Here is a 26213-nt window from a genome sequence, read left to right as displayed (position 1 = left end):
ATTCGCCCGCCAGGCAAGGGAAAATGCCTTGCCCGGCAGGCCTACTGAGTCGGAAATTTCTACTTTAGACCGGTACTGATTTCGGGGTCAGGTCAGGCTGCGGACTGGGTTAGAACGCCCTTGGCACTACTACCGGGGGCACATCAGGATTGGCTTACAGGGTATGGGCGAAATTTAATGGGTCCAAAACCGACGAAATCGCATTCCAACTGGCTTATTAGCTAAAGATCGACCGTTCGGCCGATATCCTCCATTCAGTTTTTTAGCGAAGGCTCGAATCGTAGAATTATTGACACGGCGTCCAGGTCGCCAGCCACGTTTCAAAATCATCTATCATCATGGGCCGTGCATATAGATAGCCTTGGCTTTCATCGCATTCGATGCTTTGAAGAAAATCAGCCTGCGCTTCCGTCTCGACACCTTCGGCAATCACGCGCAAGCCGAGGCTGCGCCCCATGGCCACAATAGCGCCGACAATAGCCCTAGCATCGGCATCCTCCGGGAGGTCACGAATGAAAGATTGATCTATTTTCAGCCGGTCAACAGTAAACTGCCGCAAGTAGGATAGGCTGCAATAGCCGGTACCGAAGTCGTCAATGGCCACTTTTATTCCGTGGGCGTCCAGGATACCCATTTTCTGAACGACCGATTCCACTCCTTGCATCACTACGCTCTCAGTTACCTCGAGCTGCAGGCGTTCTGGTGAAAGGCCGGTATCTACAAGCACGCGCAGTACAACATCGGTAAAATCCTCCTGGCGAAATTGCACGGCTGAGACATTTACCGAGACGCCAAAATCGAACCCGCGCTCACCCCACTGGCGGGCCCGCGTGCAGGATTCTCGCAGCACACGTTCCCCAAGGGACAGAATCAAGCCAGTGTCCTCTGCCAGAGGAATGAAAATAGCGGGAGAAACCAATCCCCGGCTCGGATGCCGCCAGCGCGTAAACGCTTCCGCGCCGATAACACGACCGGTTGCAAGCTCTATCTGCGGCTGGTACACCGAATAGATTTCATTCTGCTCAACAGCACGACGCAGGTCGCGTTCAAGGCTGAGCCGTTCGGTAGCCCGGGATGTCGACTCTTCAGAGTAGAATCGATACAGATTCCGTCCAGCCTCTTTGGCGGAATACATCGAGGCGTCGGCGTTACGCAACAAGCTGCTCGCTTCCTTACCATGATCCGGATAAATACTGATCCCGATACTGGCGGTCAATACCAGCTCATGCAGCTCTATTATGTAAGGTTGAGACACCGCTTCAATAAGCTTCCCGGCGACACGTCCCGCATCCTCTGGCGCCTCGATCTGGCTGAGCAAGACAATAAACTCGTCACCTCCCATCCGGCTGACCGTATCGGTAAGGCGCACGACGGAGTGCATGCGCTCGGCGACAATTTTAAGCAGCTTATCGCCAATTTCATGGCCGAGGGAATCGTTGACCAGCTTGAAACGATCCAGGTCTATGAATAGCAACGCAAGCCGAAAGGAATACCGCTCAGCATTACCGATGGCCACTCTCATGCGGTCCGCAAACAACGTGCGGTTGGGAAGACCGGTGAGCGGGTCGTAATGGGCGAGATACCGGATGCGCTCTTGCGATTCCTTGCTCTGGGTGATATCGCGAGCAACCTTGGAGGCGCCGATAATTTTGCCGGTAACGTCTTTTACTGGCGATACCGTTACGGAGACATCGATCGGCTTCTCGCCTTTCGCCCACCGCACCGTCTCAAAATGATCTGCGAGTTTCCCGCTCTTGATAAGGCTCATGATTTTGATTTCTTCTCCCACGCGGTCGGGTGGAATCAATTTAGATATCGAGCAACCTATGATTTCGCTCGCATGGTATCCAAAAATACGTTCCGCGCCGGCATTCCAGCTGGTAATGATGCCGTTGAGATCTTTGACAACGATCGCATCGTTTGAGGATTCCACGATTGCGGCCAACTGTGCCTTATAAGAGTCGGCCTGGCGGCGTTCCGTGATGTCTCTGAAGCTCCAGACGCGGCCGATCTCGCGTCCTTCCACAAACTGGACCTTCGTATATCGCTCAAACAACCGGCCATTATGAAACTGGAGCACGTCAAAACTTTCCTGCGGCCGTGTCTTATAAATTTCGTCAGTTGATAGCACGAACTGCTCGGGATCCTTTAAATAACAGCAACAATATTGGATGAGTGCTTGATGCCGTACAGTTTTCATGAGTTCACGAGGGATAGGCCACATATCCAGGTAAAGCTGGTTATAGCAAAGCACCTCGCCGCTCTCATCTGTAACGAGGAGTCCGTCGGCAGTAGACTCTATGGTGGCTCGCAACAGGGAAAGAGAACGGTCACGTTCCGCCATCGTTTTCGCCAACGTTTTTTTTATCTGATCAAGCTCATGCTCCGCGCGCTTCCGTTTTCGTGCTTCAAGGCTTGCCCGAGAAGACCGTACGGCTGCGGAGTACAACAATATTTCTTCCTTTCTTTTATTCATATCGTAAATTTCAGCCGTAGAGCCCCTACGCCTGCATCATCCATTTCTGACGCGGAAGACCTAACCGAGGTGATATATGAACTACCGTTTTCGGAAAAATCGGCGTACATAAGATGATCCCAAGCCAAGCCTTGTTTTCTCTGCTATGGATATGCATGCGATGTTTATATAATGGCACGTACGGTAAACGAGGACATGCGAACCGCTTGAGGAAGATATTTTCACTCCGTCTGCAAGCGGTCCTCTGCAATCATTTCATAGAGAGATGAACAAGAGGCGCAGCATGACAGACCTGGACCTGCATATTATATTAAGATATATCTCTACTTTATTACTTGAAGCTGGGAACCGTTAAAACGCTGGTTCCTCGCCTATCCGATTGTTATGACCGTTTATCAGACTCTCGGCGTGCGCCTACGACTTGCCGCATTGTTTGCCATAAGGAGTCGTGTCACCGTTCCGTTGCTCCCCGATTATGTTTGCTCGAACCTCCGCAGCTTGCCTGGTTGCTGCTTTCGCCTTCCCGGGATGCCCGGCTCCGGAAAGAGCCAAGGCATAATCGTCAAGTACGTTGGCGTAGAAGACGGGCGCGGTTTTTGCGGTTATGGCGGAGTCAAGCTCAGCTAGAGCGCGTTCAAAGTAAGACAAAGCTTCAGGAAATTTTTGTTGGGCCAGGTTAAGCCGGGCCAACTCTGCTAGCGAAAGATAGAAAACGCCGCTATTTTTCTTATCAAGGTTGTGAGCAAGAGTGAGTTCGTGCTCTGCTTCCGTAAAAAAGCATGTAACGCCGAGAGATCGTCCATATTCGTAGTGGAAAACGGCTCTGTAGCGGGGGCTTGTTTGAGCGAGTTTTTTGTCAGCGAATGTTTGGGCATAAATGCGCCGTGCTGCATCCCAATCTCCCTGATCCTCGGCAGCAGCACCTTTTTGCATGCTTTCTCCTGCTGATCCTTCAGTGATGGAGACACAACCCGCCAAGCTGAGGAGAATCATCACACCTGGAATCAATCGCTTCATATCGCTTGCCTTATATAACCAAAACCGCATAAACATTCATATGTCTCACGAATGAATGCCGCCTTGGATGAGTTAAAAGTAGTTTCCCCCTATTCACAAAATATAGGTATCAAGAGGTCTTAATAGGGTTGTGAAGCAGGAATGCAAGACATCCGTTTTAACGGCTTATTTTCCCTGTCATGCCTGCGATCATGTCAATTAATGCCCGTAATTCGAAGGGCTTGGAGAGATGCTTTTGAAAACCGGCGTTGATCGCTCTTATTTTATCTTCCGCGCGATTGAACGCGGTAAGGGCAACCGCAGGGGTTTGGCCGCCGGTATGCGCAGGCAGATTCCTTACTTCGCGTATAAATTGGTAGCCATCCACCTTGGGCATGCCGATGTCACTGACTATGACATCCGGCCTGTGTATTTGTACCTGTTCCAATCCGTCGGCAGCGTTGCCGGCCGCAATCACGCAGGCGTGGTTAAGAATCAGTATGAGCTTGGTAAACTCCAGAGCATCCGGTTCGTCATCCACGATCAGTATTTTCAATCCGAAAAGCGTAGGACCGTTGCTATCCATTCATAACCTTTTTTGTGAGGTGATGCCGATTCTATTCCGGTCAACACATGCCGAGTAAACGCACGCAATAGGCTATTAAACCCACTTGTATATTTGCATTTAATCCCGGATGCCACCGTGCGTTTAGTCACATAGTGATGCTTTTCATGAAAAATGGGCCAGAACGAAAGCATTTTCCAGCTTTTCTGCCAACACTTGACGCGGGTTTCGACCACTATCTCGTGAAGCCGTCGATATGGAAGAGCTTACCGCGCTGCTGAATGTACTTATTGAAGTGTTGGCCGGACGTGGTGTTTCTGGCAGCAGCAATTAGGACGCGCGGTTTGCAAAATAGCGGGTGGGACGCGATACGTACCTGTTCCATAGATCATGGGCTGGTAATAATCTTGAATCCGGCAGTTGACCGCTCATTTGTCATCTAAGCGCATATAACCGAAAATGATTTTTCCTACCCCTGAGCTTCACCTTTGTGGTGGGCTCGCTATCCCAGCGACGTTGCCGCCATCATAAGCACCGCAAGCGCCATCACAGCTGTCGCAAGCCAACCGAGTATCCGAAGCCGAGACGTGACTATAAACTTCCCCATTATTTCCGGTTTCGCCGCCATTGACATCATTATTACCATGATGGGCACAGCAATAACGCCGTTGATTACCGCGCTCCAGAACAGTGCCTTGACTGGATCGATGGAAGTAAAGTTGAGCATCACGCCTAAAAGCGTTGCGACGATCAGGATCATATAAAAACCCCTGGCCTCCAGGAGCCTGCGGCCCAAGCCAATACGCCATCTGAAGGATTCCGCCACGGCATAGGCGGCCGAGCCTGCGAGAACTGGCACGGCAAGCAACCCGGTGCCTACTATGCCTGCCGAAAATAGCAGAAACGCATATTCCCCCGCTATCGGGCGTAACGCCTCGGCCGCCTGTGCAGATGTCTGGATATCCCTGACGCCGTGTTGGTGCAAGGTAACCGCTGCCGTCAGCATAATGAAAAACGCGATAAGATTGGAAAATCCCATCCCGATGTAAGTATCCACCTTGATACGCTGAAGGTGATGGCGCGCCTGCTCCGGTGCGTCCTTAAGCGGTTTCTCACCCTTTGAGGCCCGCTGTTCCTCAACTTCCTGCGAAGCTTGCCAGAAAAATAGATAGGGACTGATGGTAGTGCCGAACACAGCAACAACGGCCACCACATAATCGGTTTCGAAAGAGACGGACGGAATGATTATGCTGTGAAAGACGTCACCCCATGGAACCTCGACGGCGAAAACCGTGGCGACGTAAGCAAAAAGCGACAGCGTCAACAATTTCAATATTGGCGCATATCTCGGAAACGGTATGAAAACCTGAAGCACAAGGGACACCACGGCGAAAGCCACCCCATACAGATGCGCCGGGCCACCGATCAGGAGCTTGAGCGCTGCAGCCATTGCGCCGATATCGGCAGCAATGTTGATTGTGTTTGCGATCACAAGCAAGCAGATGAGGCCGTGCAGGATCCAAGGAGAATAATGCTCGCGAATATTGGCTGCGAGACCATTACCGGTAACCCGTCCAATTCGGGCGCTGACAATCTGGATGCCCACCATGAGAGGAAAAGTCAGAAATGTCGTCCACAGCATCGAATAGCCGAATCCGGCTCCCACTTGGGAGTAGGTAGCAATTCCACTGGGATCATCATCCGCTGCGCCGGTGATAAGCCCGGGGCCCAGCTTTTTCCAGACTGGACCGCTATGTAAAACGGAAGCCTCTTCCTCCTTCATGCAGGTTCTCTCGAAGTCGCCGGACCTCTATCGCTTGCGTATGCCTGACAACGAATGGCTGCGCCACCGCCAAGCTTGAACTTCGAAGAATGGATCTTTATTTGAAAAAGAAAAAGCTCGCCTTTTCGGTACGTTCCCGCCTGAACCACCTGATCAGGCGTGGACATTACCAGTGCCTCTTTGCAAGGTTCCAGCGATACAGCAGGCGGGCGAACAAATTGTATGCCAACTGCGTAAGTTGCCTGAATACCGGTAAACGCAACAATGCTGCCAACCAGCGCTGACCCGGCGTCTGTGACCACAGACGAGCGAATGCATCGGCGCCTACGCTGAGCTGACCATCCGCACTCCTGACATGAAGCTGCTCCCGCACCTGCTCCAGCGGCGTCCCTATCTCATCTACCGCTTCCGGATGAGCATGTACGTCGACCCACTCGATATCTTTGATACCGGACGCTTCCATGCGCTTGCGTTGATCCTTGATTCCCGCGTTGCAAACGGGACATGCGCTGTTGTAGTAGACCTTGCTGGACATCTTCCTTGACACCCTCTATTTCAAACGAAACAGGAAAAGAGTACCTTAAACGCAAGGGTTATCGCTCACTCACAGCGGTACACAACCCCCAGGACCGTGGTATTTGATGTGCCTTTACTTCCCCATGCATTGGTATTACTGGAGTCTTGCACCCAAACGTAGTTTCCGCCCATTTTAGATGCCTTGTTGCGCAGGTCGTTCCGGGCGCCGATAAGCAGATTTTTGTTTGATGTATAGTCGCCGGTAAACCAATTGCCCTGAGAGCCGACGACGTCGCCGAGCGGTTTGCAATTGCCTGCTGGTTTTTCGGTCAGAAGCTCCACGGACCTTCCTTCCGGCGTCGTTGAAATCGCTGAACAGCCGACAAGAAAAAGAACTGATACCGCAGCACCTCTTTTCATGATCATCTTTTTCTCTCCTATGATGTTTTTGGTCTTTTGATTATCGTTCGCTGAAACATGGAGCCGGTCATCAGGCAGTTGTAGAAAAGATTTCAGGATTCCCGCTTGCGCCCTGTTTGGAACCGGCTCATAAACAATTTTTAAAAAAAGATTGCATGTTTTAAGCGTAGTACAAATTCAACGAGTAACGGCCATCAAGAGGAAACTGATCGTGAGAGATCGATTGTAAGAGATGTAATCCACACTTACACCGATTATGCATGTTTCGGCCCAAACATGATAATGCCCATGCCCGCAAGCGCCACCAGAGAGCCTGCCACGTCCCACACCGTTGGCCTGATACCATCGACAGCCCAGAGCCAGAGAATCGCGACGAAAATGTAAACACCCCCATACGCGGCGTAGGTGCGGCCTGCGGCTGTAGGGTGAAGAGTGAGCAGCCACGCGAATAACGCGAGGCTCGCAGCAGCGGGTATCAGCAGCCAGGCGCTCTGGCCCTGATTGAGCCAGAGATAAGGCAGGTAGCAGCCTATAATTTCGGCAACAGCCGTAGCCAGGAAAAGAAAAAGAATTTTTAGCTCAAACATATCGGCACCTCAACAGTTCCGTCTGAGCGATACCTTATGCAAATAAAGTGCATGCGGTATCGCGGTGCAACGCCTAATTCGAAGCGCGGTTTGCCATTTTTCCTCTACTCCTCTTTTGCTTTCGCTTCTTGAACGGAGCGCTTTCCTACGGCCTTGAAGAGTTCAGGTATTGCAATCGTATTCGACATGTTTGCGACAAAATCCGGGATCAGCCCACCGGGATTCGTCAGCAGTGTGTAGGTCAGCCTTGTGCGCGTGCCGCCATCAAGCGGCGCCGCAAGCCATGAGCCTTCGTTAAGCTTGATACGCACGACCCCCTCGACCTCGGGTTGCATCTCGGGGATTGCCTTCCACTCGATCTTGAATACGCCGGTGTTCGAGGCCGTGCCGCGCACCATCCTGACCCTGAGCAGATAGTCACGCTCACTTACGAAGGGCGGTGCTACGCGCGCGTAAGTGATGACCTCGCCATTGCTCTCGCGCCCGAGTACGCGTGATTCTTTTACATAAGGCATGAAATCGGGGTAATGCTCGAAGTCACTGAGAACATCAAAAATAATCTCCGGTCGGGCAACCACCTCGGTGGTTGCCACGATTCTACGTCCCTCATCCACGTCCTTTATAAAAATGGTAAGTTCGCTGGTGTGATAAGCCTCCGTCCAGTCCGGCCCTGGGCTCTTCACGTCGAACGCCTGCGCTGGTGTGGCAGCGAATACGGCAGCGGCAGCGAAAGCAACAATGCGGCGCATAAGACTCCCGATAAATATTTGAAATACGTGGGTACCGGCTTCGTCATCGTATAAAAAGTACTTCTATTCGGCATCCGGTCAGTCTTTCGTCAGGCGAATACTACGGAACCAGCCGCCCGCCAGCACCGGCACATCCGCTTCCATTTTCAATTCCGGAACGCCTTCCAGCACCTCTTCAAATATAACATCGAGCCGTGTAACAATATGCTGCGACAGCAGATTCAGCGCTCTTCTCAACCACGCGGTCTCGCCCGGCTTGAGAAATTTGTCAAGTATCAGCACGTGGCCGCCCGGCTTCAGCACGCGCGCGGTCTCTTTCAAACAGGAACGCGCATCGGGAACGATCGCCAGAATGAGATGCAGCACCACATAGTCGAAGGAAGCGCCGGCAAACGGAAGAGCCATGCTGTCGCCACGAACGAGATTCAAATGCAGGTTGCCGATCCGGGGTTTGGCGCGTTCCAGCATAGCGGCGGTAAGATCCAGACCGGTATAAGTATGGCCCGGGGGAAGATAGGGCAAGTCGAGGCCCGTTCCAATACCGCTGATCAGGATGTTGAGGCCACCTTGCCGGGGCTGTTGCGGTAGTTGTGCAAGACTTGCTGCACGCAGGCCCGTGCCTGCAGCCGCCAGAAAAGCATCGTAAAGCGGGGCGATAATCGTGTAGGAATGGCGCAAGGACATGAGAAATTTTTTTCCTAGCTTCGATTCCGCTTCCCTGCCGTAACAGGCTTGGCCGGTTTATCGGACCACGCAGGTCTCTGTGGCAGGATAGGCTGGGTGCGATAGGCCCAAGTAATCATGATTATTCCCGCAACAACCATCGGCAGCGATAGCCATTGACCCATGCTGATACCGAGCGTCATTACCCCCATGAAGCCATCCTCCGGTTCGCGGAAAAATTCGGCGACCGAACGAAATACGCCATAGCCGATAAGAAACATGCCGGAGACGGCTGCGACCGGCCTCGGTTTCGCCGAATAAATCCATATCAGCGCAAAAAAAGCCAACCCCTCCAATGCAAATTCGTAGAGCTGCGAAGGATGACGCGGGAGGTTATCCACGTTGGGGAAAATCATGCCCCAGGAGACATCGGTCGGGCGCCCCCACAACTCGGCGTTTATGAAATTACCGATCCGGCCGGCGCCCAGGCCCAGCGGTACAAGCGGCGCAATGAAATCCGTTACGGCCAGCCACGGCAACTTATATTTTCGGGCCAGCAGCGCCATTGCGGATATTACGCCAAGAAAGCCACCGTGAAAGGACATTCCGCCCTGCCAAACCGCAAGGATCTCCAGCGGATGCTGTAGATAATAGCCGAATTGGTAAAATAATACGTGACCCAGGCGACCGCCCAATATCACGCCCAACACGCCATAAAACAGCATGTCGTCAAGCATGGCGCGCGTAAATACGCCTTGAGGGTTATGTTTGATGCGATAGCGCCCCAGCAGGATGAACGACGCGAATCCGATGAGATACATAAGTCCATACCATCGAATGGCGAGTGGCCCGAGATGGATGGCGATAGGGTCAAACTGCGGGTGAACGAGCATGGGCTTCCGCTTTTTTGAGGTAAAATACTGTTGATTTGGCGAGAGGACAATATAGCCGCTTCAGCCGCGATAGCGGCGAAGGCCGGTATCCAAAGCGTACCATATAAAATTTATTTGCTGGCTGTATGGATCCGGGCTAAGCCAGAATCACGAAACTCGCGTTTCTCTTTGGGCAATGATTATACATACGGCCAATAGCTATTAACCGCAGAGGATATATAAAAAGAACACGCTTCTTTTTATCCCAGATAATCCATTAGGACGCGAGATGATGGCGCGGCAGGTTGCGAGGCAGTTTTGCCGGTTGAGAGAAGTCCATAGCTTGGCCTATGGACGCCGCGCAGGTAGCAAAAATGGCGGCGAAAATGGCCGCAAACCGACGCCAGCGCTCGCGTAGGATCGCAGAACCGCCTAATGAATTATCTGGGTTATTCACTGATCAAGGTTAAATCACTTCCTTAATGTTCCCCCGCGACTCAGGGGCTTTTCAAAGTTTATCAATATTCTCAAGGAGTATTTATGCCAGACAATCAACGCAGCCGCGCGATAACCCAGGGGGCGCAGCGTTCTCCCAACCGCGCCATGCTGCGTGCGGTCGGCTTCGGCGATAAAGATTTCGACAAACCTATCGTCGGCGTGGCTAACGGTTTTTCCACCATTACCCCCTGCAACAAAGGGTTGAATGCGTTAGCCCTTAATGCCGAGCGTGCGTTGAAAGAAGCGGGCGCGATGCCGCAAATGTTCGGCACGATCACGGTATCCGATGGCATCTCCATGGGCACGGAAGGAATGAAGTACTCGCTGGTGTCTCGCGAAGTGATTGCGGACTCGATCGAGACTGCGGTGCAGGCGGAAAGCATGGATGGAGTAATTGCAATCGGGGGTTGCGACAAGAACATGCCGGGAGCGATGATTGCAATGGCGCGAATGAACGTTCCCGCCATTTTCGTGTACGGCGGCACCATCAAGCCCGGCCATTACAACGGGAGGGATCTCACCATTGTGAGCGCTTTCGAAGCTGTCGGGCAGTTTACGGCGCACAAGATAGACGAGAAAGAATTGCTCGAAGTGGAGCGCCGCGCCTGCCCCGGCGCCGGTTCGTGCGGCGGTATGTTTACCGCCAATACCATGTCGTCGGCCTTCGAAGCAATGGGAATGAGCCTGCCTTACTCTTCCACCATGGCGGCGGAGGATGACGAAAAGTACGTGAGTGCAGCGCGCTCCGCGGAAGTTTTGGTTGATGCCATCAGGAAGCAGATCCGCCCGCGCGACATCATCACGAGAAAATCGATAGAAAATGCCATTGCCGTGATTATGGCGGTGGGTGGCTCAACCAATGCGGTGCTGCATTTTCTGGCCATTGCCCATGCGGCGGAAGTGACGCTGACCATCGACGATTTTGAACGCATGCGCGGCAAGGTCCCGGTGTTGTGCGATCTGAAGCCCTCGGGGCGGTATGTGGCCACCGACCTGCATAAAGCGGGAGGTGTTCCCCAAGTAATGAAAATGTTGCTTGAACACGGCCTGTTGCATGGCGATTGCGTAACCATAAGTGGTGAGACCGTGGCGGAAGTATTAAAGAATATCCCGTCGACGCCTCGCAAGGATCAGGATGTGATCCGGCAATGGGAAAATCCCATGTATGCTCAAGGCCACCTCGCCATACTCAAGGGTAACCTCGCCCCTGAAGGCTGTGTAGCCAAAATCACCGGGGTGAAAACACCAAGAATTACCGGCCCGGCACGGGTATTCGAATCCGAAGAAACCTGTATGGCGGCCATTCTTGCACGGCAGATTCAACCCGGCGACGTCGTCGTGATACGCTACGAAGGCCCCAAGGGAGGTCCTGGAATGCGCGAAATGCTTTCCCCTACCTCCGCCCTGATCGGAGAAGGTTTAGGAGATACGGTCGGACTCATCACCGATGGCCGCTTTTCCGGGGGAACCTACGGGATGGTGGTGGGCCATGTGGCACCCGAAGCTTTCGTAGGCGGCACTATCGCGCTGGTGCATGAAGGCGATTCGATTACCATCGACGCCGAACAGCGGCTGCTGCAGCTCAACGTCTCCGGAGAAGAGCTGTCACGACGCCGCGCCGAATGGAAGCCGCCGCATCCGCGTTATACGCGAGGCGTCCTTGCAAAATATGCGAAATCGGTTTCGAGCGCCAGTCGGGGGGCAATAACGGATTAATCGCAAGCTTCTCCGCGTGGTCCAATTATCCTAAATCCGGTAGTTGGACGGAGGGAAGTGTATGGTTTTTGCGGTGCAGGGCAAGGCGCGACTACGCGGAATGCGACCGCGCAGGGCAGAGCGGTGCCTTCCGCAGGAAGGTGCGGCCCCGAAGCGGGACGCGGGCGCCCCCGTGCGTGTGGAACGCGATCGCGGCATCCCCTGCGCTGCCCGATCCCCGCTTCGCGGGGCCCCTCGGGCGACGCTTCGGGGCGTCGTTCCATTCCAAGAAGTTGCAACGCAGCCGTGTGCCCCAAAAACTGTGCAATTCCCCCCGTAGCGCCCTCACCCAAAAGGTGAGCGTCAAATAACGTGAAATGTTGTTATTAATCATAACACTGATCTATTAAATGAGCGGTCAACTACCAGATTTAGGATTATCATGCCCAACCATCTCTCCGGTGAAACCAGTCCTTATCTGCTTCAACATGTAAACAACCCGGTGGATTGGTATCCCTGGGGGGAGGAAGCGCTAGCACTCGCTCGTGCGCAAAATAGGCCGATACTGCTTTCAATCGGCTATTCGGCCTGTCATTGGTGCCACGTCATGGCGCATGAATGTTTCGAAGACGCTTCGGTTGCCGCAGTGATGAACCGGCATTTCGTGAATATCAAGGTAGATCGCGAAGAACGTCCCGATATCGACCAGATTTATCAGATGGCCCTTTATATACTGACCCGGCGTAACGGCGGATGGCCCCTCACACTGTTTCTGACGCCGGATCAAAAGCCATTCTTCGGCGGCACATATTTTCCCAAGACACCTCGGCATGGTCTGCCGGGATTTCTCGATTTGTTGCCGCGCGTGGCAGAGACATATCATGTTAGAGGCGTGGAGATCGAGCGACAGGGCGAATCGCTGCTGAAATCACTTGCCAACATGCTTCCGTCAAAACGCCTGGATGCGCCGGTATTTTCGGAGCAACCGTTTGACCAGGCGCTGGCGGAGCTGGAAAACCGCTTCGATTCAGTCAATGGCGGCTTTGGCGACGCACCAAAATTCCTCCACCCCACGGAACTGGAGTTTTGTTTGCGTCGCTACTTTGTCGCAGGGAATGGCGAAGCGTTGCGCATGGCATCCTACACGCTGCAAAAGATGGCGGAAGGCGGCATCCATGATCAGTTGGGCGGCGGCTTCTGCCGCTACAGCACGGATGAGTGCTGGCATATTCCGCATTTCGAGAAGATGCTTTATGACAACGGACCATTACTCCGACTCTACGCCGACGCATGGCTTGCCACCCGTAATCCGCTGTTTGAACAAGCGGTGGAGGAAACAGCCGAATGGGTAATGCGAGAGATGCAGGCGCAAGGGGAAGACGGAACCGATGGAGAATCGATAGGACGCGGGTACTACTCGACCTTGGATGCCGATTCCGAAAACGAGGAAGGAAAGTTCTATATATGGGACCGCGACGAAGTGGCGCAAATCGTGTCGCCGGACGAATATACCGTCATTGCACCCTATTACGGTCTTTTGGATAACCCCAACTTCGAGCACAAGCACTGGAATCTGGAAATTGCACAGCCGCTTGCGGCCTTGGCCGTGAAAGCCGGCATCAGCCTGGAGGAAGCGCAACAAAGGCTAGCGTCGGCTCGGAGCAAACTTTTCCACAAACGGGAATTGCGCGTTCATCCCGGCCGTGACGAAAAAATCCTTACCAGCTGGAACGGGCTGATGATTAAGGGAATGGCACGCTGCGGCCGCGTATTCGAGCGGGACGACTGGGTGCAGTCGGCCACCTGGGCGGTTGATTTCATTCGCTCCACACTATGGAAAAACAACCGCCTGCTTGCAACCCATAAGGATGGCAAGGCGCATCTCAACGCGTATCTCGACGATTATGCGTTTCTTCTGGATGGGTTATTGGAACTGATGCAGGCTGAGTTTCGCCAAACTGACCTGGAATTTGCCGTTGCGCTGGCAGATGTGTTGCTGGAGCAATTCGAAGACAAGCAGGGAGGCGGTTTTTTCTTTACCAGTCATGATCATGAAAAATTGATATATCGTCCCAAGCCTGCTCACGACAACGCCATGCCTTCAGGCAACGGCGTGGCAGCGTATGCTCTGCAGCGGTTAGGGCATCTGCTTGGAGAATTCCGCTATTCGCAAGCGGCGGAGCGCACCCTGGGCTTGTTCTATCCTGCCATTTCCCATTTTGCGAGTTCCTCTTGCAGCCTGCTGATGGCATTGGAGCAATCGCTGACGCCACCGCACATTGTCATCTTGCGCGGGCAGAGGCATGCGCTGGCAGAATGGAAAAATGCGTTGCGGTGCATTTCCCCCTGCACCCTTGTATTTGCATTGCCTTTGGAACTAGTCGGGCTACCGCCGAGTCTGAATAAACCGGTATCAACAAGTAATGCTGTCAACGCCTGGGTCTGCCACGGCGTTAAATGCTTACCGGAGATCTCTGACTTGCAGCAATTGCTGAGCATCTGCGAAATGAGGTAAGATAGGTCCGCCTTTCTAAAATTAATCAACGGATAAAGGAGCGAGAGTATGAAAGCTGTCTGGATAGGAATGGTTGCGGCATCAGCCCTGTTAATGGTGGGTACCGCGCAAGCGAACGCGGACTTGGCAAAAAGTAGTGGCTGCCTGAATTGCCACACGGTGGACAAAAAATTGGTCGGACCCGCGTTAAAGGATATCGCCGCCAAGTATAAAGCTGACCCGGCTGCCGCAGACAAGCTGGCAGTGAAAATACAGAAGGGAAGCCAGGGGGTCTGGGGTCCGATTCCCATGCCGCCGAATGCAAAGGTCAATGATGCCGATGCCAAAACTCTGGCACAGTTTATTCTGTCGCTCAAATAAACCGGGGTTGAGTTAAAAAAGCCGGCGCTTGATGTGCCGGCTTTTTTGTTTGCCATTGCACAAGGCTGTGGCGTGGAGTAAAGATGCTTTCCTGCAATTTATTCCGAATTATAAAAAATGCTTTTGTGTGCTTGTTCACGGATAACACATGAGCTGGTTCGCGTCGAACCTGCTGAGCGCATTCCTGCTTCCGCCGTTCAACGCCATTCTTCTAGGCGCTATGGGGTTTTTGCTTCTCAAACGCCGGCCCAGGTTAGGTAAGCTTATGGTATGGTCCGCGCTGGCCTTGCTCTATTTGCTGTCCATTCCGTTCGTCGCCGAGGCCCTTCTGCAAAGGCTGGAGACGCCGCGCGAACGCGGCCCTTTTGATAACGATGTGCAGGCAATCGTCGTGTTGGGTGGCGGCACTTACTATCAGGCGCCAGAATATGGCAACGACACGGTCGGACGATATAGCCTGCAGCGCATACGTTACGCGGCAGAACTGCATCGCCGAACGGGCAAACCTATCCTGGCGACTGGCGGTACTCCTCTGGGAAGCAAGTCATCTGAAGCGGCGCAAATGAAAGCGGTGCTGGAAAAGGAGTTTCAGGTTCCGGTCAAGTGGACAGAAGGTGCTTCGCGAAACACTCGTGAAAACGCCTACAAGAGCTTTGCGATACTTAGCAGGGACAAGATCAGTCATATCGCGCTCGTCACTCACGCCTGGCACATGCCGAGAGCAGCCAGGGAATTCGAACAGGCCGGCTTCAAGATTGTCCCTGCTGCGACTGCGTACACTACCCGCTATAAAACGGATATATTCGCATTCATTCCCACGGCGGCCGCGCTGCAAAAAAGCAGCTTGTTCTTTCATGAAGTCATCGGCATAGCGTGGTATCGGCTGACGTCGGCTTCCGGGTAAACTCCACTCTTCGAGCGAACCATTCCATTTACTCGCGCATCTTTGCAGCACACTGCAATGCAATAAGCCAAGCAAATGCGCCAGTGATGAGCAGCTTATGAAATTCGTTGTTGCCTTGAACCAGGATTAAAATAACACCCGCATATTTTTTGGAAAAACCAGCATGAAAACACGTATTAAATGGAACGATGGCATGAGTTTTCTGGCCGAATCGGGCAGCGGCCATGCCGTACTGATGGATGGGCCCCCGGAAGCCGGTGGGAGAAATCTCGGGCCGCGTCCAATGGAAATGTTGCTGATGGGAACCGGCGGGTGCGCAGCTTTCGATGTAGTGTTGATTCTGAAAAAGAGCCGCCAGGATATTAACGATTGCGTAGTGGAAATCGAGGCGGAACGGGCTCCGCAAGACCCCAAGGTATTCACCCGCATTCATTTCCATTTCATCCTGACCGGAAAAAAGCTGAATCCCCAGCAAGTAGAGCGGGCGATCGTCCTTTCCGCGGAAAAATACTGCTCAGCCTCTATAATGCTGGGAAAAACGGCGCAACTGACACATGACTTTGAAATCGTGGAGAGCTGAAGCTCTTCGCTAAACCCGAATACCGCAGGTTGGAAGGGTGATCGAAAGGAGTGGAGTGGGCTCACCAAAAAGGTGAGGTTCAGGGAGCACAAAAATTCCTTGGGATGAGGGCGTTGATAAATGAGCTGACAAATGAGCTAAAAGATGAGCGTCAACTGCGGGATGCAGGTTCAAACCTTTGATTCAAACCCAATATGCCGTTTTCGTCATCACTTTAGACCCCAGCTTCATCATCAACTTCACCGGCATGGGCAAATCCACGCCGCCCTGCGACATGGCGGCGGTAGCGTGACCCGCTTCGTCGATTTGCATTTGTGCGACGATGGCGCGGCTTTTCCCATCGTTATGCGGCAAGCGTTTTAAATGTCCAGCCAGGTGGGATGTCACTTGGCGTTCGGTTTCCGCAAGAAACCCAAGGTTCCATTTATCGCCGAGTGTGCCCGCCAACGCGCCCATGGCGAGTGATCCGCCGTACCAAAACGGATTCAATAGGCTCTTGCGCCCGCTCAATTCCGCAATCCGCCGCTCTGTCCAGGCAAGATGTTCAGTTTCTTCGCGCGCCGCCTGCGCCAGGGTATGCTGCACTTCTGCGTTACGCGCAGTCAGTGCCTGTCCCTGATATAGTGCTTGTGCGCAAATTTCCCCGGTGTGATTGATACGCATCAGTGCGGTGGATTCGCTTTTCTCTGAATCACTCAATTCAACTTCCGGCAATTCAGTTCCCGGGACGGGCCGCAGCGTTTGTGCCGGCGTCAACAGCGTACGCAGTGCGTGATCGAAACCGATAATAAATTTGTCCAGATTCGGCATGAAAGTCCTAAGCAAACGATACGAAAGACATAAACGATGAATAAATGATAAATCAAATTTGAGAGGTTATATTCATCTGCCGCGCTATGAGTGTAACCGGATGCAACACTTCAATTTCTGATCCGGCTTCGCGCAACGCGCTTGCAAGATGCATGGCACAACCTACGTTTGATGTAGCGAGATAACGTGCGCCGCTTGCGCTTATTGCGGTAATTTTATCATGCAGCAGCACTTTTGCCATCTCTGGCTGGTCGAGAAAATAAGTCCCGGCGGCACCACAGCATTGATCGTTTCCAGTTAACGGCGCAATCTGCGCGCCAGGAATGCGCGCGAGCAGCGCATAGGAAGAGGCGGAGCCGCGCAAAACATTGCGCAAACTACAGGGCTCGTGTACTGATATTTTATAGGTCAATGGCGCCAGCTTTATCTCGTCCCATCCTTCAGCCACTGCCAGAAATGCACTGATGTCCATGACTTTGGCTGAAAATCGCTTGCTCGCTGGCGTGCCCCCGTCGCACCCGTTCCCAGCTTCCAATTCTGGCGCAGACTCTTTTGAGCGTGGCGACGGGGGCAAAGTGGAATACTCAGTCAACTGCACGCCGCAACCCGACGCCGTGCTGATAATCGCCTCCAGATTCAGGCCATCAAAAGCACTGATATTCCGGTGTGCAAGTTGCGCCGCCGTTTGCTTGTCACCGCCATGCTGATGCAAGGCGCCACAGCAGGTCTGCGCGGGCGGCACATGAACCGTATAACCCAATTGATTGAGGACGACTATTGTCGCGTTGAGCGTTGCAGTATCCGTCAGTCGTGCCACGCAACCGAGGAAGAGACCGACTTCTCCGCGTGGCTGTCCAGTAGTGGGATAAACTGCTTGCCATGACCCTGCAAAATTTGGCCGGCCGGGCAAAGAGTAGGGTTTATCGATGCGCGGCAACTGGGTCTCCAGCAAAATAAGCTTCGTTTTTCCAAATAAACCGGACTTACGCAACAGCTTCTGCATACCGCTTCGCTGATAAAAACGTAAGAGAGGGCGCAACGCATCAATACGCGCGGGTTTACCGATTATTTCACGCTCCACCCACCGGCGAAACCAGGATTTTGAGGCCTGCGTACTTCCTCCCAGCGGTATGGATGAGGATGCCATCATCGCACGGGTCCCGTCTATCAGTTGTCCAAAGCGCACGTGGTTGGGGCATACCGACTCGCAGGCACGGCAGGTCAGGCACCGGTCAATGTGCAGCGCAAAGCGCTCGTTCATCGGAATACGCCCGCCGGCAACTCCGCTCATCAGAGCGATACGCCCCCGAGGCGAATCGGCTTCCGATTGTGTTACGCGATAGGTGGGACAATGCGGCAGACACAGACCGCACGCAACACAACGGTTGGCTTCAGCGATCAGCGAATCAAGAGAAAAATCGGGCGGAAGATCAGAGGGTTTCATGATCATATCGGCTCAAAAAAGACTTTGGACATATTTTTTATGTTTTTGCTGGCGCTGCTGGCATTCGAAGAGTCTAGCAACCTGTCGGCGATTTGTTCGGTTTCGGGAAGGGCCGGCGCCTATCAGGCATCAATTACTGGAACTGGAGAGAGCACGTGGTTTAGGACAGCAAAACCACGCTACAATTTCCGGACCTCCATTTTTTGATACCCCGACCCTCCATCTTGGAAGCATTTTTTACCTCCACCCTGCTGGTAGCGCTGGCTGAAATCGGCGACAAGACTCAGCTTCTTTCATTTGTACTTGCAGCCAAGCTACGGCAACCCTACCCAATAATGGCCGGCATCTTCGTGGCCACGTTACTTAATCATGCGCTTGCGGCATCGGTAGGCGCATGGCTGGCAAGCCTGATCTCTCCTCAATTTCTCAACTGGATCGTTGGGCTATCGTTCATCGGATGCGGCCTTTGGGCGCTCAAGCCAGATGCACTAGAGGGGAACCTGCGCTTTTTTAGTGCCGGAGCATTTGTCACCACGCTAATTGCTTTTTTTCTGGCGGAGATGGGAGACAAGACCCAACTTGCGACAGTGGCATTGGCCGCCCGCTATGATGCGCTGACAACAGTTGTTTTAGGAACCACGCTTGGCATGATGCTTGCTAACGCACCGGCCGTCTGGATGGGCAAGGTACTTGCGGATCGCATCAATATGACAATGATGCGATGGATCGCGGCTGCGTCGTTTTTGCTGCTGGGAATATGGTCATTGGCGGGCGAGGTACCATCTTATTGACGTACCGTTGACACATTAATCTGGTCCGGTAATCCCGTATATGTAACGTTCGAGCTGATGAATGACGAACTCGCGTCCCGAAATGGCGTCCTTGACCAGATCGCCGATGGAAATAATGCCGACCACTGCGTTATTTTCAAGCACGGGCAAGTGCCGTACCCGTATCGAAGTAACCAATGCCATGCAATCTTCAGCGGAATAATCGGGGGTTACATATGCCACTTGCGAAGTCATGATTTCGCTAACCGGGATATCTTTCGCAGGTCTATCCAGCAGATATGCCTTGCGCGCATAATCTCTTTCAGTGAAGATACCGGCCAGTTTTCCATCCTGTAGCACCAGCAATGCACCGATGTTTCGTGCAGCCATCAATTGCATCGCGTCGTATACGGATTTGTCCGGCTCGATGCTTGCACATTCGAATCCCTTGCCCTGCAGTAATTGCCTTACGGTCGCCACTACATATTCCCCTATTCGAGTTTCGAATGTTCGAAAACTTCTTTATCAGTTGAGTTAATCATAGCATGCAAGGAGAAGAACCTGGGGGCTGCTTCCGTACTTCAAATAGTGCACTTGGCTTGCGGACAAGGTAACCGCTGTTGTTCGCAATCGCAGGGTTCCAGCGCCATCGCGCATGCGCTACAACATACGGCTTTTATCCCCGCTGATGAATCCGATCAGTGACTGGTGGATATTCTTGCCAAATGCGATAACCTTAAACAGTTCACCCATTTCCGCCGGGCTCACCAGCTTTTGCAACTGGTTCGCCAGCGGCAGATAGTCCTTGGTGTTCTCCACTCGGGTTTGCGCCAGAATCTCGGTTACCCCGCAGTTGATGAGAAAATATGCCTGAGTCGTGTAACCCCGCAACCCCAGCCCCGAATCGATAGCGGCGCTGGCGACAGAACTGAAATCAACATGGCTGGTAATGTCCTGCAAACCCGGCAGATAAAAAGGATCGTTGTGGGCAAGATGGCGATAATGGCACATCAATGTACCGCTGGATCGCTGGGGATGATAATACTCATTACGTCCGAAACCGTAGTCGATTAACACGATTGCGCCCCGCTGCAAAACAGCGGCGAGACTACGCATGAAATGGCTCGCGGAAAGATTGATCTCGCTCACGTACTCACCAATATCGTGGCCAAGACCACGGCTGACATCGCCATCCGCACCCTCAACCTGAGGATTTAATTCACGAGCAATCTCAAAAAGCGCTCCCCCTGCAAGAGCGCGGTCGCTCCATGCAAAATCGTCTCCTTTTATCATCACGCCACGCTCGAACAGATCAGTTCCGCGCCAGGCAACCAGATGTACCGGCATGGCGTCGAGTACCTCATTCGCAATTATCAGCCCATCGAATGCGGGAGGCAAATGTTCCAGCCAGACGACTCGCAGCGCGAGATGCGGCGCGAATCTATCAAATAATTCCCTTTGCCGCTGCTGTAGCTCTGCACTGACTTCAAGAATAAAATACCGGCTGGGCAAGCTGCCGAGTTTTTCCAGTTCAAGCAGTAAATCGAGCGCGAGTTTGCCCGTACCCGCCCCGAATTCGAGAATATCGGCCTGGTCATCCACGAGTTCGAGAACCTGCGCGGCCTGCCGCGCCAGGGTTTTACCGAATAATGAAGAAATTTCCGGGGCGGTGACAAAATCGCCCGATTCGCCGAATTTTGCTGCACCGCCGCTGTAATAACCCATGCCCGGCGCGTACAAGACCAACCTCATGTAATGTTCGAATGAAATCCAGCCGCCGGCAACAGCAAGTTCGGCATGGATGAGTTCTTTCAAGGCACGGCTGTGCCGAAGGGCTGCTTCGCTCGGTATAGGTAGTGCCGGTAGTGGCTGCATTGGCTCTATGCTACTCTGTAATATAAGGCTGTCTATCAAATAGGGACATCGTCTTTCTCGCGTCGCGAGAATTCAGCGGTCTTCTGTAAACTCTATTTGAGAGCCACTATGAATTATAAAAATCGAATCGATTCGTAAGTGTAGAGGAGATAGCGATGCAAGGGAAAGTGATACTCGTCACGGGGGGGGCCAGACGCGTGGGTGCAGCCACCTGTCGCAGGTTGCATGCACAGGGCGCAAATCTGCTGGTGCATTACCGCGCGTCGGAGACGGACGCACGGGCCTTGCAGACCGAACTTAATCTGGCACGGCCCGGTTCAGTGGCGCTGGCCCGGGCTGACCTGCTGGATATCAGGCGACTCCCCGACCTGATCGAGGAGACCATAAGGCATTTCGGAAAACTCGACGCGCTCGTCAATAATGCTTCCAGCTTTTTCCCTACTCCCCTCGGAGAAATCACCGAGAACATGTGGAATGATCTGATCGGCACCAATCTGAAGGTACCTCTGCTTCTGTCACAGGCGGCGGCGCCGCAACTCAGGGAAAATAATGGCTGCATCGTCAATATCGTCGATATTCACGAGAAGTGGCCGCTGAAAGGATACGTGGTGTACAACGCTGCAAAGGGCGGCCTTGCCTCGCTCACGCGATCGCTTGCCCAGGAGCTTGCACCCGAAGTTCGGGTAAATGGGGTTTCTCCCGGTCCCATTCTGTGGCCTGAAGAGGGTGAGTGGGCAGATGAAGCCTCTCGCCAGTACATCATCGGCAGGACACTGCTCAAACGAACCGGCGAGCCGGACGACATCGCCAGAACGGTGGCTTTCCTGATTGCGGACGCACCTTACATTACCGGCCAGATCATCGCCGTGGATGGGGGACGTAGTGTGAATCTATAGACAATACGGGTATGAGTTAAATTAATGTCACCCCCGCATCGTTTTTTCGCCATGCACTATTATAGTTGGACCCCATACGTCAACCCAATGCTTTCTTATTGATGTCGGTGCCGCCGTATATCACAGTCAAGCGTGGTTGTCGATTTGGAGTAAGCTTGGCGCGCGCAATCAATCACTCGCTAAAACCACCGGTATCCCGGGAGATGGCACCGCCCCATCCTGTTGGATAAACCCCACGCCGCGCATACTCACGAAACGTAAATACTGCCAATCCGCTGCATACGCCTAGCCGTGTTTGATGGGATTGTATTGAATATAGTCGAGAAAATGCGACCGCAGGTACTCGCACCGTTTTTACGCACCGCTGATTGCTCGGCAGTTTTATTTTTCCACGAAGGCGAAATTTCCTAATCCTTGGGATGATCAATGCTGACAGCGGGGGTAGCGTGTATAACACATCCCCATCCTCCGCTCCAATACCATTGAACACCAAGGTTTGCGCCACCTCATTGCCGAAGCTCTGGCAGTCCTTGTGTTAGCGTCGCAGCGTTACACTTTAAAGCTGCACAGATTGTGCCAAGCCTGGTGAACATTACATTTCGTTTGCCACGCTCAACATCACAATATCTGCTGTTTCCATGTAGCATGGACGGCATTTTTGTGACTTAACTCCACAAATTAAAGTACCCATTTGTTACCAGTAGCTAGGTGGACCAAGTACAAATTTCAGAATGCCCATACTCAGCGATAGGTGTACCTAAGTCCAATTGCTTACTCAGCTATAAAACGCGAAGATAAAGGCCAATACTTGTTCACCTTCGACACAGCTCCTAGCACGGATTGCCGTTGACGCTGACTATAGCGTGTGACAATGCGATGACCAAACGCTCGAACTAGATCCATGATCAAGCACTATTGAGGAATATCTCAATTCCCCACGCGGATGAGTTTTGGTTCGCACCAATGACTTGAAGGAGGATGCGTGCAAGCTGTGAACGGTTAGTTGTGGCCTCAAGCATCGCGGTTGGGCTGAGGAAAAAAATAATAGAGCTACATAGCTAGCTTGTACAAGAGGGAAAATTATGGCAATGCGATTCCCAAGGGGAGCAGAATGGCGCATTTGGGACCTTCAACTTCATACACCTTTTTCCGAACTCAACAACGGGTTTGGGCAGGACTACGATGAGTACGCCAAAGCATTCTTCACGAAAGCTATCGAAAAAAACGTCGCGGTGGTAGGTGTAACCGATTATTTTGTTGTTGACGGTTATCGATTTCTGAGGGACCTCCAAAATGATGATACTCGGCTTGCCGCCCTTATAGGTACTGACAAGGCGTCGTTGGCCAAAACGATAACTCTATTTGCCAATGTCGAACTTAGGACTAATATTCTAGTTGACGGCAACCGCGTCAACTATCACGTTATATTTGCCGATGATGTATCGGCAGATGATATCAATGATAATTTTCTCGCGCAGCTTCACTTCGTATGCGAAGGGAATCCCCACGGCCTCGATCAATCGTTATCGCTTACCAAAAATAATCTGATCCAGTTTGGGAAGACCTTAAAAGCTCATCATGGAGCATTTGCCGGAATGACTGACATTTTTGTCGGGATGATGCAGGCAACCATCGACCACAAAGAAGTGTCGGAGATTCTTAGAAGGCAACAGACTAAGTTCGGCGACAAATATATATTCTGCGTCCCGTGTGACGAAGACCTTTCGAAAGTCAGCTGGGACGGGCAAGGGCACGCGCTTCGAAAGGTTCTTATCCAGAAATCGCACGCACTCTTTGCATCCAACAAAAACACACGAGATTTTGCGCTTGGATTGAAGCATCCGACAGAGGACGACTATATCAATGAGTTTCTGGCTTTTAAGCCATGCATTCACGGCTCGGATGCCCATGAGTTTGATAAACTCTTTGAGCCCGACGGCTCCCGATATACGTGGATAAAGGCTGATCCGACTTTCAAAGGCCTCCTGCAAACGCTTAACGAGCCAGACACCCGCGTTTACATTGGCACCTGCCCTCCAGGCATCGAAGCGATTCGCGCTCGGCCTACGAAGATCCTCAAAGAACTCGCCATTCATAAGAAAATCGGCGCAACGCTTGCGGAAAAATGGTTCGGTCACGATTTGCCCCTAAATTCTGGGCTAATTGCAATTATTGGGAATAAAGGTAGCGGGAAAAGTGCGCTTGCTGACATCCTCGGCTTAATCGGCAACACTCCAAGACATAGCGCGTTTAGCTTTCTTTCCGCGGAGCGCTTCAAGGACCGCCTCAATAACAAAGCCAAATACTTCGAGGCGACTGCAACGTGGAGCGACAATAAAATCGATGGCCCCGTTTCACTTAATGATACCCCAGCCAAGGGATCGGTTGAAACGATCAAGTACATACCACAAGATTATTTAGAACGGATATGCAATGAGGTCAGCCTAGGTAGCGGGAGTAAGTTTTATAATGAGCTTCAGAACGTGATTTTCTCTCATGTCCCGGAGGCAGAACAACTGGGGTTCTCTACCCTTGACGACCTGCTGAACCATAGATCAGAGGAGACCAAGAAGACAATTGACATCTTGGTGGATCAAATTAAAGCTATCAATCGTGAGTTAGCCATTTGCGAGGATATGCTCACGGAAAATCACAGGAACTTCTTGTCAGCTCAGCTGGCAGCGAAGCAGAGAGAACTGGAAGCACACGAGCTTACGAAGCCGGCAGCACCGCCCTCTGAAGACTCAGCTGCCGTTCAGGTTGCTACAGAAGTCAGTACGCAATTACAAAATGTCCAATCTGAGCTTGTCAAGGTGGAAAACGATATTGCAGCTGCGAGGCAAAAGCTGAGTGAGACAACGAAGCAGCGAACTACCGCGGAGCGGCTCCTTGCAAAGCTTTCAAATTTCGAAAAACAGCTTAACACTGCTTCGAGTGATGCTCAGGCTGACGTATGTGAGTTAGAGCTGCAATGGAGCAATTTGGTCAAGGTTGAGATCAACAAGTTTCCGGTTGAAGCGATTGTTAGTGGGGCTGAGAAGGCGATCGTTGATCTCAATGCAAGGCTTGATGCAGCGGCGACTGACAGCTTCACGGAGAAGCAAAAGAAATTACAAGAGTCTATTTTTGTACTGGGTCAGCAGCTTAGTGCTCCGCAGAAAGCACATGAAGAGTACAAGGCTGCCTTAAAACGCTGGGAAGAAACGCGGAATGCACTGATCGGAACTCCAGAGCAATTAGGCAGCATGAAACAATTGGAAGCAACGCTAGCTAAGCTACCGGCTGTCAAAGAACGAGAGCAACTATTGAGTTCTGAGCGCTTGAGTAAGGCCAAGGAAATTTATACGGAGAAGGAAAAGCTTCGCGACGACTACGGGCGATACTATGGAGCTGTCCAAAAATTTCTCGGAGGCCATCATCTGGCAAAAAGTCAGCAGTTTAAGCTCACGTTCAACGTAGCAATCACTGAACAAGAATTCGCTCCATCATTCTTGAAGTTCCTAAACCAGCGTCGGGTGGGTACATTCTCAGGACTGGAGGATGGCACAGAGAGACTTAAGGAAATGTTGGATGCGATCAACTTTGACTCAATGGAGGAAGTCTGCGTATTTTTGAATAACCTCATGAAGGCGTTGTGTGAGGATCTACGTCAAGGTAAGGGTAACTCGACCGTGGAGTTGAAGGAACAACTTGCTCAAGGAGTAAGCGTCACTGATGTTCACGATTTCGTTTTCGGATTAAGTTATCTTGACCCGGTCTATAGCCTAAGATGGGACGATAAGACGCTTGAACAACTGTCACCTGGCGAGAGAGGAAATCTGCTCCTTATCTTCTATTTGCTAATTGATCGTGATGACATTCCCTTGGTCATCGATCAGCCGGAAGAAAATCTTGATAACAACACCGTCTACCGAACACTTGTACCGTGCGTAAAGGAGGCTAAAGAGCGCCGCCAAATCATTATGGTAACGCACAATCCGAATCTAGCCGTTGTTTGTGATGCAGAACAGGTCATTTGCGCTGAAATACTCAAAGAACAGGGCCACGAAGTGCGATATGTAAGTGGGTCAATTGAGGACCCGCTGATAAATCGGAAAATTGTAGACATTTTAGAGGGTACGCGGCCAGCGTTTGACAAACGCGATGCAAAGTACCTCCCTCAACGCTGACAGGGCGGCGAATATCTCCGTACCCAATTGACCTCAAGTCCATGATTATGGCTGAGCAAGTCTAAGTTTA

General features: G+C 52.2%; 22 protein-coding genes. 8 read left to right on the top strand and 14 right to left on the bottom strand.

The window, feature by feature from the left end:
* Nucleotides 1-286 precede the first annotated feature (286 nt).
* The 10 genes from BUA28_RS10430 to lgt all read right to left on the bottom strand — a co-directional run bounded on the left by BUA28_RS10430 (nucleotide 287) and on the right by lgt (nucleotide 9648).
* Nucleotides 287-2476, bottom strand: coding sequence for an EAL domain-containing protein (locus BUA28_RS10430; RefSeq protein ID WP_256598298.1), 2190 nt, complete (start codon nucleotides 2474-2476; stop codon nucleotides 287-289).
* Nucleotides 2477-2890: 414 nt separating this feature from the next.
* On the bottom strand, nucleotides 2891-3493 hold the full coding sequence (locus BUA28_RS10425) for a tetratricopeptide repeat protein (RefSeq protein ID WP_072768066.1): 603 nt from the start codon (nucleotides 3491-3493) through the stop codon (nucleotides 2891-2893).
* A 157-nt stretch (nucleotides 3494-3650) separates the two neighbouring features.
* Nucleotides 3651-4058 carry a response regulator gene (locus tag BUA28_RS10420; RefSeq protein WP_072768053.1) on the bottom strand — a complete coding sequence of 136 codons (408 nt, stop codon included), beginning with the start codon at nucleotides 4056-4058 and terminating at the stop codon, nucleotides 3651-3653.
* Between the two features lie 481 nt (nucleotides 4059-4539).
* Nucleotides 4540-5820 carry an NRAMP family divalent metal transporter gene (locus tag BUA28_RS10415; protein WP_072768052.1) on the bottom strand — a complete coding sequence of 427 codons (1281 nt, stop codon included), beginning with the start codon at nucleotides 5818-5820 and terminating at the stop codon, nucleotides 4540-4542.
* Nucleotides 5821-5986: 166 nt separating this feature from the next.
* Complete coding sequence (locus tag BUA28_RS10410; RefSeq protein WP_072768051.1) at nucleotides 5987-6355, bottom strand: thiol-disulfide oxidoreductase DCC family protein; 369 nt, start codon at nucleotides 6353-6355, stop codon at nucleotides 5987-5989.
* A 65-nt stretch (nucleotides 6356-6420) separates the two neighbouring features.
* Nucleotides 6421-6762, bottom strand: a complete 342-nt coding sequence (locus BUA28_RS10405; protein WP_072768050.1) for a DUF4156 domain-containing protein — start codon at nucleotides 6760-6762, stop codon at nucleotides 6421-6423.
* Nucleotides 6763-7010: 248 nt separating this feature from the next.
* A complete protein-coding gene (locus BUA28_RS10400; protein WP_072768049.1) occupies nucleotides 7011-7343 on the bottom strand; it encodes a YnfA family protein in 333 nt (110 codons plus the stop codon).
* Between the two features lie 104 nt (nucleotides 7344-7447).
* Nucleotides 7448-8092 (bottom strand): SRPBCC family protein, encoded by a 645-nt coding sequence (locus BUA28_RS10395; RefSeq protein ID WP_072768048.1) that lies wholly within the window; start codon nucleotides 8090-8092, stop codon nucleotides 7448-7450.
* A 78-nt stretch (nucleotides 8093-8170) separates the two neighbouring features.
* Nucleotides 8171-8776 (bottom strand): class I SAM-dependent methyltransferase, encoded by a 606-nt coding sequence (locus BUA28_RS10390; protein ID WP_072768047.1) that lies wholly within the window; start codon nucleotides 8774-8776, stop codon nucleotides 8171-8173.
* Between the two features lie 14 nt (nucleotides 8777-8790).
* A complete protein-coding gene (gene lgt, locus BUA28_RS10385) occupies nucleotides 8791-9648 on the bottom strand; it encodes a prolipoprotein diacylglyceryl transferase (RefSeq protein WP_072768046.1) in 858 nt (285 codons plus the stop codon).
* Nucleotides 9649-10167: 519 nt separating this feature from the next.
* On the opposite strand from lgt, the gene ilvD reads away from it, so the two are divergent.
* The 5 genes from ilvD (at nucleotide 10168) to BUA28_RS10360 (ending at nucleotide 16179) form a co-directional block, all read left to right on the top strand.
* Entirely contained in the window at nucleotides 10168-11841 is a 1674-nt protein-coding gene (gene ilvD, locus BUA28_RS10380) for a dihydroxy-acid dehydratase (protein WP_072768045.1), read from the top strand.
* 421 nt (nucleotides 11842-12262) lie between these two features.
* Nucleotides 12263-14335 carry a thioredoxin domain-containing protein gene (locus BUA28_RS10375; protein ID WP_072768044.1) on the top strand — a complete coding sequence of 691 codons (2073 nt, stop codon included), beginning with the start codon at nucleotides 12263-12265 and terminating at the stop codon, nucleotides 14333-14335.
* Between the two features lie 48 nt (nucleotides 14336-14383).
* The gene (locus BUA28_RS10370; protein WP_025041295.1) at nucleotides 14384-14695 is read left to right on the top strand and encodes a c-type cytochrome; all 312 of its coding nucleotides are present in this window, start codon (nucleotides 14384-14386) and stop codon (nucleotides 14693-14695) included.
* A 148-nt stretch (nucleotides 14696-14843) separates the two neighbouring features.
* Nucleotides 14844-15599 (top strand): YdcF family protein, encoded by a 756-nt coding sequence (locus BUA28_RS10365; RefSeq protein WP_072768043.1) that lies wholly within the window; start codon nucleotides 14844-14846, stop codon nucleotides 15597-15599.
* Nucleotides 15600-15762: 163 nt separating this feature from the next.
* The gene (locus BUA28_RS10360) at nucleotides 15763-16179 is read left to right on the top strand and encodes an OsmC family protein (protein WP_072768042.1); all 417 of its coding nucleotides are present in this window, start codon (nucleotides 15763-15765) and stop codon (nucleotides 16177-16179) included.
* A 183-nt stretch (nucleotides 16180-16362) separates the two neighbouring features.
* Here the strand turns inward: BUA28_RS10360 and coq7 are convergent, their stop codons facing one another.
* On the bottom strand, nucleotides 16363-16989 hold the full coding sequence (gene coq7 / locus BUA28_RS10355; protein ID WP_072768041.1) for a 2-polyprenyl-3-methyl-6-methoxy-1,4-benzoquinone monooxygenase: 627 nt from the start codon (nucleotides 16987-16989) through the stop codon (nucleotides 16363-16365).
* A 52-nt stretch (nucleotides 16990-17041) separates the two neighbouring features.
* Nucleotides 17042-18433 carry a (Fe-S)-binding protein gene (locus BUA28_RS10350; RefSeq protein WP_072768065.1) on the bottom strand — a complete coding sequence of 464 codons (1392 nt, stop codon included), beginning with the start codon at nucleotides 18431-18433 and terminating at the stop codon, nucleotides 17042-17044.
* A gap of 221 nt (nucleotides 18434-18654) precedes the next feature.
* Here BUA28_RS10350 and BUA28_RS10345 point away from each other — a divergent pair, with 221 nt between their 5' ends.
* Nucleotides 18655-19224 carry a TMEM165/GDT1 family protein gene (locus BUA28_RS10345; RefSeq protein ID WP_218124798.1) on the top strand — a complete coding sequence of 190 codons (570 nt, stop codon included), beginning with the start codon at nucleotides 18655-18657 and terminating at the stop codon, nucleotides 19222-19224.
* A gap of 15 nt (nucleotides 19225-19239) precedes the next feature.
* Here BUA28_RS10345 and BUA28_RS10340 read toward each other — a convergent pair whose 3' ends face one another.
* Nucleotides 19240-19683: a CBS domain-containing protein gene (locus tag BUA28_RS10340; RefSeq protein ID WP_072768040.1), complete on the bottom strand. Its 444-nt coding sequence runs from the start codon at nucleotides 19681-19683 to the stop codon at nucleotides 19240-19242.
* Nucleotides 19684-19863: 180 nt separating this feature from the next.
* On the bottom strand, nucleotides 19864-21078 hold the full coding sequence (locus BUA28_RS10335; protein WP_072768039.1) for a class I SAM-dependent methyltransferase: 1215 nt from the start codon (nucleotides 21076-21078) through the stop codon (nucleotides 19864-19866).
* Between the two features lie 155 nt (nucleotides 21079-21233).
* On the opposite strand from BUA28_RS10335, the gene BUA28_RS10330 reads away from it, so the two are divergent.
* Both BUA28_RS10330 and BUA28_RS10325 read left to right on the top strand, forming a co-directional pair.
* A complete protein-coding gene (locus tag BUA28_RS10330; protein WP_072768038.1) occupies nucleotides 21234-21974 on the top strand; it encodes a pteridine reductase in 741 nt (246 codons plus the stop codon).
* 1082 nt (nucleotides 21975-23056) lie between these two features.
* Nucleotides 23057-26143, top strand: coding sequence for a TrlF family AAA-like ATPase (locus tag BUA28_RS10325; RefSeq protein WP_072768037.1), 3087 nt, complete (start codon nucleotides 23057-23059; stop codon nucleotides 26141-26143).
* Nucleotides 26144-26213 lie beyond the last annotated feature (70 nt).

It is taken from the genome of Nitrosospira sp. Nsp11, from assembly GCF_900142705.1.
GTDB lineage: Bacteria > Pseudomonadota > Gammaproteobacteria > Burkholderiales > Nitrosomonadaceae > Nitrosospira.
Note: the sequence above shows the minus strand (reverse complement) of the source record. Positions and strands in the feature narration are given on the sequence as shown.

Coding starts and splice junctions, on each gene's coding strand:
- BUA28_RS10365 (WP_072768043.1), top strand. CDS start 14,844: ATGAGCTGGTTCGCGTCGAACCTGCTGAGCGCATTCCTGCTTCCGCCG.
- ilvD (WP_072768045.1), top strand. CDS start 10,168: ATGCCAGACAATCAACGCAGCCGCGCGATAACCCAGGGGGCGCAGCGT.
- BUA28_RS10375 (WP_072768044.1), top strand. CDS start 12,263: ATGCCCAACCATCTCTCCGGTGAAACCAGTCCTTATCTGCTTCAACAT.
- lgt (WP_072768046.1), bottom strand. CDS start 9,648: ATGCTCGTTCACCCGCAGTTTGACCCTATCGCCATCCATCTCGGGCCA.
- BUA28_RS10425 (WP_072768066.1), bottom strand. CDS start 3,493: ATGAAGCGATTGATTCCAGGTGTGATGATTCTCCTCAGCTTGGCGGGT.
- BUA28_RS10415 (WP_072768052.1), bottom strand. CDS start 5,820: ATGAAGGAGGAAGAGGCTTCCGTTTTACATAGCGGTCCAGTCTGGAAA.
- BUA28_RS10430 (WP_256598298.1), bottom strand. CDS start 2,476: ATGAATAAAAGAAAGGAAGAAATATTGTTGTACTCCGCAGCCGTACGG.
- BUA28_RS10395 (WP_072768048.1), bottom strand. CDS start 8,092: ATGCGCCGCATTGTTGCTTTCGCTGCCGCTGCCGTATTCGCTGCCACA.
- BUA28_RS10335 (WP_072768039.1), bottom strand. CDS start 21,078: ATGCAGCCACTACCGGCACTACCTATACCGAGCGAAGCAGCCCTTCGG.
- BUA28_RS10330 (WP_072768038.1), top strand. CDS start 21,234: ATGCAAGGGAAAGTGATACTCGTCACGGGGGGGGCCAGACGCGTGGGT.
- BUA28_RS10400 (WP_072768049.1), bottom strand. CDS start 7,343: ATGTTTGAGCTAAAAATTCTTTTTCTTTTCCTGGCTACGGCTGTTGCC.
- BUA28_RS10325 (WP_072768037.1), top strand. CDS start 23,057: ATGGCAATGCGATTCCCAAGGGGAGCAGAATGGCGCATTTGGGACCTT.
- BUA28_RS10360 (WP_072768042.1), top strand. CDS start 15,763: ATGAAAACACGTATTAAATGGAACGATGGCATGAGTTTTCTGGCCGAA.
- BUA28_RS10370 (WP_025041295.1), top strand. CDS start 14,384: ATGAAAGCTGTCTGGATAGGAATGGTTGCGGCATCAGCCCTGTTAATG.
- BUA28_RS10405 (WP_072768050.1), bottom strand. CDS start 6,762: ATGATCATGAAAAGAGGTGCTGCGGTATCAGTTCTTTTTCTTGTCGGC.
- BUA28_RS10420 (WP_072768053.1), bottom strand. CDS start 4,058: ATGGATAGCAACGGTCCTACGCTTTTCGGATTGAAAATACTGATCGTG.
- BUA28_RS10350 (WP_072768065.1), bottom strand. CDS start 18,433: ATGAAACCCTCTGATCTTCCGCCCGATTTTTCTCTTGATTCGCTGATC.
- BUA28_RS10410 (WP_072768051.1), bottom strand. CDS start 6,355: ATGTCCAGCAAGGTCTACTACAACAGCGCATGTCCCGTTTGCAACGCG.
- coq7 (WP_072768041.1), bottom strand. CDS start 16,989: ATGCCGAATCTGGACAAATTTATTATCGGTTTCGATCACGCACTGCGT.
- BUA28_RS10390 (WP_072768047.1), bottom strand. CDS start 8,776: ATGTCCTTGCGCCATTCCTACACGATTATCGCCCCGCTTTACGATGCT.